At 67.4% G+C, this 15,866-nt stretch carries 15 protein-coding genes; 6 read left to right on the plus strand and 9 right to left on the minus strand.

All coding sequences use genetic code 11. The features are described from left to right. The 7 genes from ACO07K_RS25565 to ACO07K_RS25595 all read right to left on the minus strand — a co-directional run bounded on the left by ACO07K_RS25565 (position 1) and on the right by ACO07K_RS25595 (position 7,183). Positions 1-870 (minus strand): YihY/virulence factor BrkB family protein, encoded by an 870-nt coding sequence (locus ACO07K_RS25565; RefSeq protein WP_422032922.1) that lies wholly within the window; start codon positions 868-870, stop codon positions 1-3. A 91-nt stretch (positions 871-961) separates the two neighbouring features. Beyond that, positions 962-1,348 carry an MAPEG family protein gene (locus ACO07K_RS25570; RefSeq protein ID WP_422032924.1) on the minus strand — a complete coding sequence of 129 codons (387 nt, stop codon included), beginning with the start codon at positions 1,346-1,348 and terminating at the stop codon, positions 962-964. Between the two features lie 446 nt (positions 1,349-1,794). Further along, positions 1,795-2,862, minus strand: a complete 1,068-nt coding sequence (gene add, locus ACO07K_RS25575) for an adenosine deaminase (RefSeq protein WP_422032926.1) — start codon at positions 2,860-2,862, stop codon at positions 1,795-1,797. Positions 2,863-2,873: 11 nt separating this feature from the next. Beyond that, entirely contained in the window at positions 2,874-4,454 is a 1,581-nt protein-coding gene (locus ACO07K_RS25580) for an ABC transporter substrate-binding protein (RefSeq protein WP_422032928.1), read from the minus strand. A gap of 158 nt (positions 4,455-4,612) precedes the next feature. Further along, a complete protein-coding gene (locus ACO07K_RS25585; RefSeq protein ID WP_298309805.1) occupies positions 4,613-5,581 on the minus strand; it encodes a LysR family transcriptional regulator in 969 nt (322 codons plus the stop codon). A gap of 8 nt (positions 5,582-5,589) precedes the next feature. Beyond that, positions 5,590-6,774 carry an aminotransferase class V-fold PLP-dependent enzyme gene (locus tag ACO07K_RS25590; RefSeq protein WP_422032931.1) on the minus strand — a complete coding sequence of 395 codons (1,185 nt, stop codon included), beginning with the start codon at positions 6,772-6,774 and terminating at the stop codon, positions 5,590-5,592. Between the two features lie 13 nt (positions 6,775-6,787). Continuing rightward, positions 6,788-7,183: a carboxymuconolactone decarboxylase family protein gene (locus ACO07K_RS25595; protein WP_298309796.1), complete on the minus strand. Its 396-nt coding sequence runs from the start codon at positions 7,181-7,183 to the stop codon at positions 6,788-6,790. Between ACO07K_RS25595 and ACO07K_RS25600 the strand changes: the two genes are divergently transcribed. From ACO07K_RS25600 to ACO07K_RS25615, 4 genes are all read left to right on the plus strand, one after another. Beyond that, positions 7,182-7,931 carry a M48 family metallopeptidase gene (locus ACO07K_RS25600; RefSeq protein WP_422032933.1) on the plus strand — a complete coding sequence of 250 codons (750 nt, stop codon included), beginning with the start codon at positions 7,182-7,184 and terminating at the stop codon, positions 7,929-7,931. The two genes, ACO07K_RS25595 and ACO07K_RS25600, sit on opposite strands and share 2 nt — an antisense overlap. Positions 7,932-8,032: 101 nt before the next feature. Then, positions 8,033-9,109: a TauD/TfdA family dioxygenase gene (locus ACO07K_RS25605; protein ID WP_422032935.1), complete on the plus strand. Its 1,077-nt coding sequence runs from the start codon at positions 8,033-8,035 to the stop codon at positions 9,107-9,109. 44 nt (positions 9,110-9,153) lie between these two features. Then, positions 9,154-10,116 (plus strand): Bug family tripartite tricarboxylate transporter substrate binding protein, encoded by a 963-nt coding sequence (locus ACO07K_RS25610; RefSeq protein ID WP_422032937.1) that lies wholly within the window; start codon positions 9,154-9,156, stop codon positions 10,114-10,116. Further along, positions 10,116-10,952: an amidohydrolase family protein gene (locus ACO07K_RS25615; protein WP_422032939.1), complete on the plus strand. Its 837-nt coding sequence runs from the start codon at positions 10,116-10,118 to the stop codon at positions 10,950-10,952. Before ACO07K_RS25610 ends, ACO07K_RS25615 begins: the two co-directional genes overlap by 1 nt. Before the next feature lie 3 nt (positions 10,953-10,955). Here ACO07K_RS25615 and ACO07K_RS25620 read toward each other — a convergent pair whose 3' ends face one another. Continuing rightward, positions 10,956-11,921, minus strand: a complete 966-nt coding sequence (locus ACO07K_RS25620) for a LysR substrate-binding domain-containing protein (protein ID WP_422032941.1) — start codon at positions 11,919-11,921, stop codon at positions 10,956-10,958. A gap of 110 nt (positions 11,922-12,031) precedes the next feature. Here ACO07K_RS25620 and ACO07K_RS25625 point away from each other — a divergent pair, with 110 nt between their 5' ends. Next, the gene (locus ACO07K_RS25625; RefSeq protein ID WP_422032943.1) at positions 12,032-13,252 is read left to right on the plus strand and encodes a CaiB/BaiF CoA transferase family protein; all 1,221 of its coding nucleotides are present in this window, start codon (positions 12,032-12,034) and stop codon (positions 13,250-13,252) included. Positions 13,253-13,270: 18 nt separating this feature from the next. After that, complete coding sequence (locus tag ACO07K_RS25630; RefSeq protein ID WP_422032945.1) at positions 13,271-14,230, plus strand: hydroxymethylglutaryl-CoA lyase; 960 nt, start codon at positions 13,271-13,273, stop codon at positions 14,228-14,230. Between the two features lie 312 nt (positions 14,231-14,542). Here ACO07K_RS25630 and ACO07K_RS25635 read toward each other — a convergent pair whose 3' ends face one another. Further along, entirely contained in the window at positions 14,543-15,802 is a 1,260-nt protein-coding gene (locus ACO07K_RS25635; RefSeq protein ID WP_422032947.1) for an NAD(P)/FAD-dependent oxidoreductase, read from the minus strand. Between the last annotated feature and the right edge of the window lie 64 nt (positions 15,803-15,866).

Consider the following 15,866-nt stretch of genomic DNA (forward strand, 5'->3'; position numbering starts at 1 on the left):
CTAGAGGTCCCCCTCGACCATCTCGCGTGCGCGATTGTCGATCAGCACGTCGCGCGTGGCGCGGCCGACCTGGGCGCCGATCAGGATGGTGAGCGAGGTCCAGTACATCCAGACCATGATGGCGGCGAAGCCCGCCGTGGCGCCGAACGCCGAGGTGAGCTGGGTCACCTCGAAATAGAACACCAGCGCGCGGTTGCCGACCGCGAAGAGCAGGGCGTTCACCAGGCCGCCGATCAGCGCGTAGCGCCAGGGGACGCGGCCGGTCGGCAGCCACTTGTAGATCAGCGTGAAGAAGCCCGAGAGCAGGCCGTAATGCACGGAGGTCGAGATCGCCGGGCCGATCCAGACGCCGAGGATGGGGAATCTCTCGAGTACGCCGGCATAGGCCGAGATCAGCACGCTGGCGAGGATCACCACGATCAGCACGACGCCCAGCACGATCATCAGGAGCACGGCGAGCAGTCGCGACTTCAGGCTGGCCAGGACCGGATGGACCGTCGGGCTCCTGTTGTCCCGCCAGATCGCGTCGATTCCGTCGTCCAGTTCCACGAAGACGCGGGTGCCGGTGTAGAGCAGCACGGCGGCGCCGGCGAGGGCGGCGATGCCGCCGCCGCGGAACAGGTCCTCGGAGGCGAAGCGGCGGATGGTGCGCAACTGGTCCTGTGCCACGACGGTGCCCAGCGCATCGAAGATCGTCTCCTGCGCCATGAACCGGCCGACGAACGGTTCGGCGATGGCGATGGTGAAGATCATGATCGGGCCGAGCGCGAACATCGTATAGAACGCCATGGCCGCGGCCGAGGTCGAGAGCCGGTTGGCGAAGTAGCCGTAGCCGGCTTCGTAGGCGATACGCCAGAGCGTGGTGATCATGGTCGCCGTTGGTGAGCGATGGCGTCGGGGTAATACGCCCGAAGCGGCCCCGCGGTTGCCGGTCTCTGCATGACGGCCAATGCCCTGCCGATCAGTATTGCTTGAGGCCGAGGCCGGCGATCGCGAGCAGGATCGAGGCGACACCCAGGGTCGCCGCCGACCCGAGTGTTCCCAGCAGCCGGCCCTTGGGGATCAGGCCCAGCATGCCGCCGGCATGCAGCAGGCGGGCCAGCAGCAGCAGCACCGACAGGGCCGCCACGAGGCCGAAGCCGTAGAAGTCGCTCGCCATGTAGATCATCAACAGGGTGAGTGGCGCGAACTCCACCAGGTTGCCGTGCGCCCGCACCGCGGCCTGCATCTCGGCATCGCCGCCGTCCCCCAGGTTGATCCGCTTGCGACCCCGCATCAGGCCGACATTCACGGCCAGCGCGACCGCCAGCAGGCCCAACAGCCCGGCGCAAACGAAGAAAACGGGCATGGCAGCCTCTCTCTCTCTCGATTCCAGGGCAATCGCATATGGCCGAGAACGGCCGGTGTCGTTGGCCCTCCTAGAAGTAAGGGTCCCTCACTCCGTTCGGGATGACAATTTTGTTGGGATTTGCGCAATGCGCCGATCAAACAACGGTGTCATCCCGAACGGAGTGAGGGACCTTTACCTCATATGCGATAGCCCCGCTCTCGATCCGAGGGGCATTCTATGGCCATTCCGGATCAAGACCAGCAGGAGACGTGCGATCCGGCGTGGCCGGAGTCTTTCCGACCAGGGCGGAATGTCATCGGTCTTTCCAGAAACCACCTCACCCTGAGGAGCATCGCGCAGCGATGCGTCTCGAAGGATGAGGTAAGTGTTTGAATCGATTCAATTCATTTCCGGCCAGACTCTCAGGATGAGGTGGTCTGGGTGAACCAGAAGCGGAATGGTCCCTAGACCGGCTTGGCGGCGGTCTCGTAGCCGAATTCCTGGTCGAGCGCGGCGATCTGGCGGCGGAAGTCGATCCGCATCCTGGCCTTGTCGCTCTCGTCCAGCCACGAGGCTTCGACCGAATTCAGGCTGAACAGCCGGGCCTTGTCGGGGCCCCAGCCGATCGTGTCGAACAGGGTGGTGAAGCCGTGGCCGAGATTGGTGCCGAACATCGCCGGATCGTCGGTGTTGATGGTGACGTTGAGGCCGGCCTCGACCATGCGGCGGATGCGCTGCGGCCGGTGCGGTCGATTGTGCAGCAGGCTCGTCCAGGCGCAGGGCGTGAAATAGAGCCCGTCCTTGCGCGCCTCGGCCATCACGAAGTCAGACGCCAGCATGTTGTAGCCGTGGTCGATGCGGTCGCAGCGCAGCACGTCGCGGCAGATCAGGTAGTTGGTCGGCGGCGCTTCGAGCGGGGTCAGATAATCCTCGCAACAATGGGCCGTGCAGCGCAGCCCGCCTTTGCGCGCCAGCGCATAGGCCTCGGCGAAGATGGCGGGCGGACCGACGCTCTCGTTGCCGTCCAGCCCGATGCCGATCACCAGCTCATGGCGATGCGCCAGTGCCGTCTCGACGATCTCGACGGCCTGGGCGGCTGAATTGATCGAGCGGTCGATGCAGCAGATCAGCCGGGCGGAGATGCCGAAGTCGCGGTCCACGCGCTCGATGCCGTCGGCCATGCCGGCCACCATCGAGGGATAGTCGATGCCGTTGGGATAGAAATAGTCGGGATTGAAGAAGAACTCGACATGACGCAGGTTGCCGTCGCGCGCGGCATCCTCGCAATATTCGTAGATCGCGCGGCTGAAATCCTCCGGCGTGCGCAGCACCGAGGCGGTGAGGCGCAGGATTTCCAGGAACCCGTCGAAGTTGGGCCATTGGTAGAGCTGCTCGGCCGGCCGCGGCAGCGGCAGGCCGTAGTGCTTGGCCAGCTCCGCGACCGTGGTCGCGCGCAACGTGCCGGCAAGGTGGCAGTGAAGCTCGGCCTTGGGAATGCGCCGCAGATAGTCGTCGGCAACCGCTTTCGCCATGGGGGCGATCCTCACTTCTTCTCGATGTTGTAGAGCAGCATGACCGGCGACTTCAGCACGCCTTCGAGGTTGTTGCGCCAGGCCGACGGAGTCGTGAACTGCGCCAGCGGCAGATAGAGCACCTGCTCGTAGGCGCGGACCTGGATCTCGGTCGCGATCGTCTTGCGCGCCGCCTCGTCGGGGGCGGTAGCGAACTTCAGCCGCAGCTCCTCGACCTTCTCGTCCTTCGGCCAGCCCCAGGCCGACGCGGGCGGGCCCGACGCGACGAGGAACGGGTTGCTGAGCGGATTGCCCTGGTCGGGCACCGAGTTCGTCGTGTGCGCGAGGTTCCAGCCGCCCTTGTCGATCGGTCCTGTGTTGAGCCGGCGCGTGGCGAAGGTCTGGAAGTCCATCGACACCATGTCGACCTTGAAGCCGAGATCGACCAGCACCTGGCGCGTGACGTTGCCCAGCGCGGCGATGCCCGGCGCGTTGGCGACGTGCAGCATCACCAAAGGCTTCGACAGGTCGACATTGGCCTCCTTCAGCAGCGCCTTGGCGGCGGCGATATCGCGCGATGGGATGCCGGCCTTGCTCTCGTAGGGCATGCCGCAGCCGAACATGGCCGCGCAGTCGGTGGCGAACTTCGGATCGCCGGCCACCACGCCGGCGTACATCGAGCGGTCGATGGCCTTGGCGATCGCCTGGCGCACCTTCACGTTGTCGAACGGCGGCTGAAGGTGGTTCATGCGCATGATGGCCTGGAAGCCGTACTTGCTCACGACCTCGGCCTTGGCCCCGGATTTCGCGTCGAACAGCGGCAGCAGGTCCGCCGGCACCCTTTCGAGATAGTCGACCTCGCCCCTGATGAGCGCGCTCACCTGGGTCTGCGCATCCGGCATGCCCAGCATCTCGACCCGATCCATCTTCGCGATCTTGGCGCCCGACGCCCAGTTGGGCGGCTCGCTGCGCGGCTTGTAGTCGGCGAACTTGTCGAGGACGATCTTGACGCCGGGCTCGTGCAGGTCGGCGCGGAACTTGTAGGGGCCGGAACCGACGATCTCCTTCACCTGCTCGCTGCCGGGCGTCTTCGCAATACGTTCCGGCATCATGAACGGCACGGGCGCCCCGATCTTGGCCAGGCTGTCGAGCACCAGCCCGTAGGGCTCCTTCAGCACCAGCTTGATCGTATTGGCGTCGGCCGCTTCCAGCGAGGCGGTGAACTTGGCCAAGGTCTGGCCCATGCTGTCGCGCGAGGCCCAGCGCTGGATCGAGGCGACGCAGTCGGCCGCCGTGACCGGCTGGCCATCGTGCCATTTCAGGCCCGGCCGCAGCACGAAGGTGTAGGTGAGCTTGTCGGGGCTGATCGTGTAGCGCTCGACCATCTGCGGCTTGGGCGCGAACGTGTCGTCGACCGCAAACAGCGTGTCGTAGATCAGGTAGCCCAGGTCGCGGGTCGTGAACGACGTGGTGAAATGCGGGTCGAGGACGCGGCTCAGCGTCTCGGGCGCGACCGTGAGGGTCGTGGCCTGTGTCTGCGCCTGCACCGGCAGGGCGGCCAGGAAAGTGGAAGCGGCCAGCGCGGCCAGCGACCAGGAGCGAAAATGGGTCATGCAGTGGTTCCTCGATTCGGAAGCCGTCGGTGCACGCGTCATGCCACGCCCGCGGTCCCGTTTCGGCCCGTCAGCATGAAGGCCATGCCGCAACGCTGAAAAGCGCTAGTTTCGGGACGGCGTGTGCGGTTTTTTCGTACGGTCGGCTGGTGGTCTTTTCACGACCGGCCACGTCCCGCCTTTGTCCCACCGACTTCCCGCAGGCTGCCGGTCCAGGCGCGGCGCGCCGGCAGGCCCTGCAATTCTTCCCGCAGGAATTCCGCCAGCATGGCAGCGACCGGGGACGGCTTGGCGTGGCGCGGGGCGATCAGCGACAGGTGCGAGCCGCGGACCTGGCGGTCTGCCAGCGGGATGTGCACGAGGTCGCGGTCGGCGAAGTCCGCCCCGATGTCCGGCAGGCTGAGCAGCGCGATCTGGCGATGCTCGCGCACAAGCATCTTCATCACCTCGACGGAGTTGGTCGTGACCACGCCGGCGAAATGCACCTTGGCGCGCTCCAGCGCGGTTTCGAGGATGCGCCGCGAGGTGAGCGACGAATCGGGAAAGACGAAACTGTAATTGGCGCACTCGGCGAGCCGGATCGACTTGCGGCCGGCCAGCGGATGATCCCGCGCCACGACGATTCCCGAGCTGGGCTGGATCGACGCCAGCACGCGGATCTCCGGCATCTTGGGCACGGCGTAGCAGATGGCGAGGTCGAGCTTGCCCGCGACCAGCCGGTCGACGATCTCCGCCGTGCCGCCCATCAGCACCTCGAGCGAGACCAGCGACTGGCGCTCGCGCATGTGGCTCATCAGTCGCGACACGACGGTGCGCGAGAAGCTCTCCATCAGGCCGAGCGAGGCGTGGCCGCGCACCATGCTGCGCAGCTGGCCGATATGCTGCACGAGCTGCGCATGGTCATGCTGCCAGCGCTGGACTTCCGCCACCACCATCTGACCGGCGGGCGTGAGCCGCATGCCGCGCGGCAGGCGCTCGAACAGCGCCGCGCCATACTCGGCCTCCAGGTTCAGGATCTGCCGGTTCACCGCCGACGGCGAAAGGTTGAGCCGCGTCGCCGCGCGCCGGATCGAGCCGGTCTCTGCGACGACCAGGAGCCACGATGCCGACGGCGCGATGATCGGCATGCCGTTGCCTAGCCGGCCGCGAGCGGCCGCAACGCCGCGACGAAGCGGTCGAGTTCCTCGTCGGTGTTGTAGATGTGCACCGAGGCGCGCATCACGTCCTTCAGGCCGCGTCCCTTGAGGTCGAGGCGGGACGAGAACTGCGTCGAGACCGAGACGTTGATCCCCTGGTCGCGGAGCTGCTGCTTCAGCGTCCCATGCTCCTTGTCGGAGACGGCGAAGGTGACGATGGCGCCCTTGGTGACGCCGAGATCGGCCAGGGTCACGCCCGGCACCGTCTTCAGCCGCTCGCGCAGGCCATCGGCCAAGTGGCGCAGGCGCGCCCAGATGGCCGGCATGCCGAGTTCGTTCGCCTGGTCGGCGGCGACCTTGAGGCCGATGACGCCCGCGAAGTAGCGCTCCCAGTTCTCGAAGCGCTTGGCGTCGCCCATCACCGTGTAGTCGTTGTCGCCGGTCCAGCGGGCGGCGTGATTGTCGAGGAAGATCGGCTCGATGTGGGAGGTGCTGCGCGTGCGGGCGTAGAGGAAGCCCGTGCCGCGCGGCCCGCGCATGTACTTGCGTCCCGTCGCCGACAGGAAATCGCAGCCGATCTTCTTCACGTCGATCGGCATCATGCCGACCGACTGGCAGGCATCGAGCAGGTAGAGGATGCCGGCATCGTTGACGATCTTGCCGACCGCCTCGGCCGGCTGGACCAGGCCGCCCTGGGTCGGGATGTGCGAGATCGAGACCAGCTTCGTGCGCTTGTCGATGGCGCGTTCGAGGGCCGCGAGGTCGATCTGGCCGTGCTTGTCGTCGGGCACCACCACGATCTCGGCGCCGGTCTTCTTCGCCACCTGCAGGTAGGAGATGTAATTCGACGAATATTCGCTGACGCAGGTCAGGATGCGGTCGCCCGGTTTGAAGTCGAGCGAATAGAAGGCGAGGTCCCAGCCGCGCGTGGCGTTCTCGACATAGGCGATCTCGCCGGGCTCGGCGCCGATCAGCGTGGCGATCGACGGATAGAAGCCATCGAGCACGGGGCGCGCCCGGTCGGCGGCCTCGTAGCCGCCGATCTCGGCCTCGAGCCGCAGATGGTCGAGGGTGGCGTCCAGCGTGCGGCGGCTGGGCAGCGACGAACCGGCGGCGTTGAGATGCAGGACGTGGGCACAGCCCGGCGTCTCGGCGCGGAGGCGGTCAACGTCAAGAGGGGCCATGCCGAGGGTCATCTCAGAACTTCCCCTGTTCCTTCAGCACTTCCTCGGCGACGCGCAGCGCATCGATGGCGGCCGGGAAGCCGCAATAGGCGATCGCGTGGGTGAAGATCTCGCGCAGTTCGGTCTTGGTGCAGCCATTGTTCAGGGCGCCCACGAGGTGGATCTTGAGCTCGTGCGGGCGGTTCAGGGCGCAGAGCATGGCGATGGTGATCATGCTGCGCTGCTTGCGGTCGAGCCCGTCGCGCGTCCACAGCGAGGCGTAGGCGAATTCCTCGGAGAAGGCGCGGGCCGGACCCCAGAAATCGTTGTTGGTCGCGTCGCGCTTGGCGAGATAGGATTCGCCCAGAACCTCGGACAGGACCTTTCGTCCTGCATCGCTGAGTGTCTTGTGAGCCTGTTCTTCGGACATGTCGTCTTCCTCCTGGTTCAGCCGTTTCCTGCCTAAAGCGACGCCGGAGCCCGAGCAACTGACCATTGCTCATGCCGGCGACACGCTTTCCGTCACCTTCGTGCGCAACGCCCGCGCGCGGCGCGCCTCGCTGCGGGTCGATCCGGCCAACCGGCGGATCGTGCTGACGGCGCCGCTGCGCATGGCGCGCGGCACGGCCGTGGGCTTCGCCGAAACGCAGGCCGGCTGGATCGCCGCGCGCCTCGAGCGCCTGCCGGCGCGAATTCCCTTCGTCGACGGCGCGGAAATCCCGCTGTTCGGCGTGCTGCACCGGCTGCGCCACCGGCCGGAGGCCCGCGGCACGGTCTGGCGCGAAGGCAGCGAGATCCATGTCGCGGGCCGGGCTGAGCACCTGTCGCGCCGCGTGAAGGACTGGCTGGTCGGCGAGCTGAAGAAGGAGCTGGTGCCGCGGGTGCACGCCAAGGCCGCCCGCGCCGAGCGCCAGGTGAAGCGCATCTCGGTACGGGACACGCGTTCGCGCTGGGGAAGCTGCGGGCCCGACGCCTCGCTTTCCTTCTCGTGGCGGCTGGTGTTCGCGCCGCCCGAGGTGCTCGACTACCTGGCCGCGCACGAGACGGCGCACCTGGTCCACCTGAACCACAGTCCGCGCTTCTGGGCGCTGGCACGAGCCCTGTGCGACGGCCCCATAGAGGGGCCTCAGGCCTGGCTCAAGAAGAACGGCGAGACGTTGCTGCAGTATGGCGGCTGAAGGTTGGCCGAGCCTAAGCAGCGCTAAGCCATACGGCGCATGAATTCTTCGTTGTCGCTCACAAGGTGTGCGTCGATCCTGACGGACAACGGAGGAACGACATGTCTGGCGCAAAACAGATGCCCTGGAAGGCATCGCAGATCGACTGGCGGAGACAGGGTCTCCATGTCTTCACCGCAGCCGAAATCGCGGAGATCGAGACGGCCCTGAAGCATCTGCGCGGGCTGGGCGACCTCGATCTGCCGCAGATCACGGCGGACCGGTTCCCGCTGGGCGAAGTCGCGGGCCTGATGAGGGATCTGCGCCGGACCCTGAGGAGCGGTCCCGGCTTTGCCATGCTGCGCGGCCTGCCGATCGAGCGCTATGCGCCGGATGACGTGGCGCGCATCTATTTCGGATTGGGCAGCCATCTCGGCGTGCCGATGGTGCAGTCGTATCTCGGTGACCTGCTGGGCCATGTCATCAACGTTGCCGAGATCGAACCGAAATCGCGCGGCTACCGCAAGGGCGGCGAGCTGGCGATGCATGTCGATTCCACCGACCTGTGCGACGTCGTCGGGCTGATGTGCCTGCGCCGCTCCCTGAGCGGTGGGGCCTCGCGCATCGCGAGCGCGACGGCGATCTACGAGGCCCTGCGCGCGACGCGCCCCGACCTGTTGGCGGTGCTGGAGCGCGGCTTCCAGTTTCGTCGCGGCGAGGAGGATGGAAGGGCGGCCGGACGCTGGCTCAGTCCGCACCGCATCCCGAGCTTCGCGAACACCGACGGCGAGGTCTCCTGCTACTTCCTGCCGACTTACGCCATTCGCGCGGAACAGGCCGGCGACTCGTCGCTGAGCGAGGTCGAGTGGGAAGCGATCTACGCGGTGGAGAAGCTGGCCACGTCCGACGAGTTCTTCATCGACATGGATTTCGACGTCGGCGACATCCAGTTCCTGAACAACCGTACGATCCTCCACGGTCGAACCGACTATGTCGACGAGAAGCCCCTGGAGCGTCGCCGGCATCTCATGCGTCTGTGGCTGCGCGTGCCGGATTGGCCGGCGCTGCCGCAGGCCCAGCAATTCTCGACACCTTCGGAGCAGTCGCTCTGGGCACAAGGGCGTCGACCGATGATGGAGCTACCGTCGGTTCAGCTCGCGGAGCTGACCGGCAAGCTCGCCGCTCAACAGGCAGGCTGAAGCCCTTCGGGGCACCGCCGTAGACTCTCAAGAAGGGAAGAAAAATGACCAGACTGCTTTGGGCGCTGGGCCTCGTGCTCGCGCTTGCCTTGCCGGCAGCGGCCCAGACCTACCCGGACAAGCCGCTGCGCTTCGTCATTCCGTTCCCGGCGGGCGGCGCGACCGATGTGGTCGGACGGCACGTCGCGCAGGAACTGTCGCAGGTGCTTGGGCAGCCGGTCGTGGTCGACAACAAGCCCGGCGCCAGCGCCATCATCGGCGCCCAGGCGGTCGCGACGGCGCCGCCGGACGGCTACACGGTGCTGTTCGCGACGAGTTCGGTGCTTGCCATCAATGCCGCGACGCGCACCAAGCTCTCCTATGATCCGGTGAAGAGCTTTGCGCCGGTGACGCTGGTCGGCCTGACACCGATGATCATCCTGGTCGGTCCGAACTCGCCCTACAATACGCTGGGCGACCTCGTTGCCGCCGCCAAGGCGAAGCCCGGCGGACTGCGCTACGCCACTGTCTCCGACACCATCCGGCTTGCGGCGGAGATGCTGAACGAGCGCGCGGGCATCAAGATCGAGTCGGTGCCTTATCGCGGCGCCGCCGAGGCGTACGGCGACTTCTACGCGGGCCGCATCGACGTGATGTTCGATCCGATCCCGACCGGCTATCCGATCGTGACGAGCAAGCGGGCCAAGGGCCTGGCCGTCACGACGGCGAAGCGCTCGCAGATGGCGCCGGAAGTGCCGACGGTCGCCGAGGCGGCGAATCTGCCCGGCTTCGATGTCTCCATCTGGTACAGCCTCGTGCTGCCGGCCGGGACGCCGCAAGCGATCGTCGACAAGCTCCACCAGGCAGCGGTCAAGGCGCTCGAGAGCCCCGACCTGAAGGCCAAGCTCTCCAGCCTCGGCGTCGAGCCGCGCCCCTCCTCGCCGCAGGAGCTTGCTGCGTTCGTCGATGGCGAACTCAAGCGCTGGAGTGCCGTCGCCCGCGCCGCCAATCTCGTCCAGGCGGAATGATGGCGACGGGTCACGGCGGACTCGGGCTGCCCGACGGAAGCTGCGATTGCCATCACCACATCTTCGACCCGCGCTTTGCCTATACGGAGGCCGACAGGCTGCGTCCGCCGCCCGCCTCGATCTCGCGATACGAGGGCGTTAAGGCGCGGCTCGGGATCCAGCGCAGCGTGGTGGTGCAGCCTTCCTCCTACGGCACCGACAACCGCTGCACGCTCGATGCGGTGGCCCGGCTCGGGCCCGGAGCACGCGGCGTGGCGGTCGTGGCGCCCGACGTGTCCGACGCGGAGTTGCAGCGCCTGCACGGGGGCGGTATTCGCGGCCTGCGTTTCAACCTGTCGCGGGGCGGCGGATCGCCTGAGGCGATGGTGAAGCTGGCGCCGAGAATCGCGGCATTGGGTTGGCACATCGACATCCATCTCGCGGGCGACGAGCTCTGCGCGCTGGAGGACGTTCTGAAGGGGCTCGAAGCGCCGATCGTCCTCGATCATCTCGGTCGCGTACCCCAACCGGACGCCGAGAACCATCCGGCTTTCCGGTTGATCGCCGGCCTGCTCGAGTCCGGTCGTGGCTGGGTGAAGCTGTCGCAGCTCCATCGTGATTCGCTCGCCGGTCCGCCGGGCTACGAAGACGCCGCCCGGCTCGCGCGCCGCTACTCGCAGATCGCGCCGGACCGGCTGGTCTGGGGCACCGACTGGCCGCATGTCGTCGCCGCTGAGCCGGTCGACGAACTGGCCGACTTGGCTCTTCTGCTCGACTGGATCCCGGAGGAAGATCTGCGCCGGCGGATCCTCGTCGAGAACCCGGCGCGTCTTTACGATTTTCCAGCGCTGGGCTGATCTTCAGGCGCGCCGGCGGCGTTTGGGCGGAACCTTCGACGTCTGGCACTCGGCAACGAACCGGCCGATCTCGCGCATCAACCAGTCCTGGAACAGCAGCACCTTCTCCGGCAGCGCCCCGCCGCGCTCCGCGCCGGTATGGAACATCCAGTAGCGGTTCTCGACCGGCACGACGGTTTCGACGGGACGGAGGAGGCGGCCGGCCACCAGGTCGTCGCCGGCGAGGGCGAGCGAGGCCAGGGCGACGCCCTGGCCGGCCGCAGCGCCCAGCAGCATCATGTGCACGAAGCTGAAGGAGGGGCCGGACGGATCGGGCGGTGCCGGGAGGCCGGCGGCCTGCAACCAGCGGCGCCAGCCGAAATCGTGGAAGCCGGCCGGAAAGCGTGCATCGTCGAGCCGCAACAACGGGAGTTCCGGCAGGGCGGCGACCGTCATCGGATCGGCAGGCAGCGGCAGCGAGGGCGCACAAACGGGGAAGACCACTCCGGGAAACGGCAGCGGTGCGATCGCGCTCGGCCGCTTTCCGTCGCTGTACTGGATGAGCAGGTCGAGATCGCGCGAGGCGAGCTGCTCGCTGCTGCTTTCGACGAGCACCCGCACCTGCAGTCCCGGCTGCTCACGGTGGAACCCGGCCAGCCTCGGGATCAGCCAGCGGGAGGCGAAGGTCGGCGAGGTGAAGATCGTCAGCACCTCGCCCTTCTTCTGGTAGATTTCCTGCGTCGCTTCGGCCAGCTCGCCGAACAGGCCCGTGAGCCGCGCGCCATACCGCAGACCGGCCTCCGTGACGGCCACGCCGCGCGCCTTGCGGTCGAACAGGGCGACGCCGAGATGATCTTCCAGCGCCTTCACCTGCTGGCTGATCGCTGCGGCCGTGACATGCAGCTCCTGCGCGGCGGCCACGAAGCCGCCGTGTCGCGCGGCCGCCTCGAAGGCGCGAAGGGCATAGAGCGGAGGGAGGCGCGGCGGCATGCGTGCGGCTAAGTTTACCTTGGCCATACCTAACATGGATTCTGGGTTGCGGACGCCCGGCCGCGCTGGAAGGTTGCCGGCCGAAACGATGGCGTTGCAGGGAGAAATGCATGGATGAGCAGGGCACGGTCGGCGGGGCGGCGCAGCACGCGCTGCCGCTGCAGGGCATTCGCGTGCTCGAGTTCTGCCATGTGGTGATGGGGCCGTCCTGCGGCCTCGTGCTGGCCGATCTCGGCGCGGAGGTCATCAAGGTCGAGCCGGTCGAGGGCGATCGCACGCGACGCCTCGCGGGCTTCGCGGCCGGCTTCTTCGGCACCTTCAACCGCAACAAGCGCAGCCTCGCGATCGACATCAAGTCGGAGGAGGGAAAGAAGATCATCCATCGGCTGCTTTCCCAGTCGGATGTCGTGATCGAGAACTTCGCCTCGGGCACGATGGAGCGGCTGGGGCTCGGCTATGCCGATCTCGCCAAGGACTATCCGCGGCTCGTCTACTGCGCGCTGAAGGGCTTCCTGAGCGGCCCCTACGAGAAGCGTCCGGCGCTCGACGAGATCGTGCAGTACATGAGCGGCCTCGCCTACATGACCGGGCCGTCCGGCCGCCCGCTGCGCGCCGGCACTTCGATCTGCGACATCATGGGCGGCGTGTTCGGCGTCGTCGGCATCCTGGCGGCGCTGCAGGAGCGCAACCGCACCGGCCGGGGGCAGGAAGTGCGCTCCGCCCTGTTCGAATCGGCGGCCTTCCTGATGGCCCAGCACATGGCGGGCGGCGCGGTGACCGGCCGGACCGTGCCGCCGATGCCCGAGCGACAGGGGGCGTGGGCGATCTACGAGACGTTCAAGACGGCCGACGATCGGCTGTTCTTCCTCGGCATTACCAGCGACAAGCACTGGGCGCAGTTCTGCCGGCTGTTCGATCGCCCGGATCTGCTGGCCGACGTGACGCTGGCCAGCAACGAGGACCGCATCCTCGGACGGCCCCGCCTCGTGCCCATCATCTCCGAGATCGTGCAGCGCCATACGCTCGACCAGATGGTCGCCTTCTGCGAGGCAGGAAGCCTGCCCTTCGCGCCGCTGGGCCGGCCGGAGGATCTGCAGGACGATCCGCAACTCAACGCCGGCGGCCGCATGCTCGATACCGATCTCGGCAAGGGACGCCACATCAAGCTGCCGCGCCTGCCGATCGAGCTGGGCGCGCACGATCTCGGCCTGCGCCAGCAGCCGCAGGCCATCGGCGAGAGCACCGAGACCATCCTGCGCGAGCTTGGTTTCGCGGCGGAGGAGGTGCACGATCTTCACCAACGCGGCGTCGTCGCGACGGGACAGCGCTAGAACGGACAGGAGCGGAACATGAGCGATCTGCCGAGCAAGGTGGAGATTCACGAGGAAGGCCCGCGCGAGGGCTTCCAGATCGAGCCGGGGCCGATCTCTTCGGAACACAAGATCGAGCTGATCGAAGCGCTGGCCGAGACGGGGCTGCATCACATCCAGATCTGCTCGTTCGTCAGCCAGCGCATCGTGCCCGGCTGGGCCGATGCGGACGAGGTCGTCGAGCGGGTGCGGTCGAAACCCGGCGTCGACTTCACCGCCCTGTGGTTCAACGACAAGGGCCTCGCGCGCGCCCTGAAGTTCCGCGACAAGCTGAAGCTCTACGGCTCGATCGCGCTCAGCGCCTCGGAAGGGTTCAGCTACAAGAACCTGCATCGCAGCCGCGCCCAGAACATGGAGGCGATGCGCGCCCAGACGGCGCTGCACCTGTCCCACGGAATTCCCGTGACGCGCATCGGCGTGATGGCCGCCTTCGGCTGCAACTTCCAGGGCGAGGTCACCGTCGACGAGGTGCTGCAGGGCCTCGCGGACGGCTTCGCGCTGGCCGACGAGGCCGGCGCTGTGATCACCGATATCGGCCTCGCCGATACGATGGGCTGGGCGGTGCCGCCGCGCATCGAGCGGGTGGTCGGCGCGGTGCGCGAACGCTGGCCGGACCAGAAGATCACGCTGCATCTGCACGACACGCGGGGCATGGGCGTTGCCAACGCGCATGCCGGCCTGCGCATGGGCGTGAGCGCCTTCGACTCCACAGTGGGCGGACTGGGCGGCTGCCCGTTCGCCGCCCACAAGGGCGCGGCCGGCAACATCGCGACCGAGGAGCTGGTGCTGCTCTGCGAGGAAATGGGCATCGATACCGGCGTCGATCTCGACCGGCTCATCGAGGTCGGCCGCATGGCCGAACGCATCGTCGGCCACATCCTGCCCAGCGAACTGCTCCACGCCGGCAGCCTCACGGCGTTCCGGCAACAGGCCGCCTGAATTCACATCAAAGGTCCCTCGCTACGCTCGGGATGACACCGCTTTCTGCGTCGGCGCACTGCGCCAAGCCAGCAAAATTGTCATCCCGAACGCAGTGAGGGACCTTTCGCTTCACCCGAAGCGCTTAGAGACGTTCCATCTCAATTTGACCATTCACCTCGTCCTGAGGAGCCGTGCGAAGCACGGCGTCTCGAAGGATGGGCAACAGACGGGGTGCGCGTGCCCACCCTTCGAGACGCTCACTGCATTCGCTCCTCAGGGTGAGGTCTGCGTTGGGACTTTCGGTTCGATTCAATCTCGCCCGGAAAGACTCTAGCCGAATCGCCCCGGATCGCAGGCCTGCAGCGCGCTCGGCAGTTGCTCGCCTTCCATCAGGCGGGCGATCAGGCGGCCCGTCGCGGTGGCCAGCGTCAGGCCGAGATGCTGGTGGCCGTAGCCGCAATAGACGTTGGCGAGACGCGGCGCGCGGCCGATGGCGGGACGATAGTCGGGCAAGGTCGGACGCTCGCCGATCCAGCGGCTCTGCTCGGCACCGCCGACACCGGGGAAGATGTCCTTCAGATGCTTCTTGAGGAGATCGGCGCGATGCCAGGAGGGCGGCTGGTGCGGCGCCGCCAGCTCGACCGTGCCGGCGATGCGCAGGCCTTCAGTCATCGGCGTGAAGAACAGGCCGCGGTCGGGCGGGCTGACCGGCAGGTCGAAGCGCACATTGTCCGGCGCCACCATCACGTGATAGCCGCGCTCGGCGACCAGCGGCGCGTTGAAGCCGAGCAGGCGCGTCAGCTCGCCCGAGGCGCGCCCGGCCGAGATCATCACCGCACTGGCGGGCAGCTCCGAGTCGGTGAGCTGCACCGCCGTCACGCGGTTGCCGTCGCGCCGGAAGCCGCGCACGCGGCCGCGCACGACCGTGCCGCCTTCGGCGGTGAACCGCTCGACCAGGGTCGCCACCACCTTGTGCGGATTGATCGTGTGCGTGCCGTTCGGATAGTGGATGCCGCGCACGATGGTGGGGCTGAGGCCGGGCGCCAGTTCGCGCGCCCGGTTGCCGTCGACGATCTCGAACTCGGTGCCCTTGCCCGACTGCAGCCCGCGCATCTCGTCGGTGCCCAGGAACGACGCCTCGCTCTCGTAGACGTAGAGCGCGCCGCGGGTGCGGAACAGCTCGCCGAGGCCCGAGGCCTGGATCTCGGCCTTCCAGGCGATGTCGGCCTCGAGCATCAGCGGCCGGAACATGTCCTTGCCCTTCTGGACCTCGGTCGGGCTCAGGGCCGCCAGCGCGAAGCGGGCCATCCAGGGCAGCAGCCAGGGCAGGCTGGGCGGATGCAGCGTGAGCGGCCCGTTCCGGTCCATCAGCATCTGCGGCACCTTCTTCAGGGTGGCCGGCCGCGCCAGCGGGATCAGGCTGTCGACGGACAGGAAGCCGGCATTGCCGAAGGAGGTCGCGTTGCCGGGCTCGGCGCTGTCGAGCAGCGTTACCTTGTGGCCGTTGCGCTGCAGGGCGCGGGCCGTGGCGGCGCCGACGATTCCGGCGCCGATGACGATGACGGGGTCGCTCTGGGCTGATTCAGTCATGGGCCGACGTTAGCACGCCGCCTGCGCGGGCCAGAGGTCGCGATTGATTTGTGGCTGTGAATCC

It is taken from the genome of Reyranella sp. (genome assembly GCF_965228225.1).
GTDB lineage: Bacteria > Pseudomonadota > Alphaproteobacteria > Reyranellales > Reyranellaceae > Reyranella.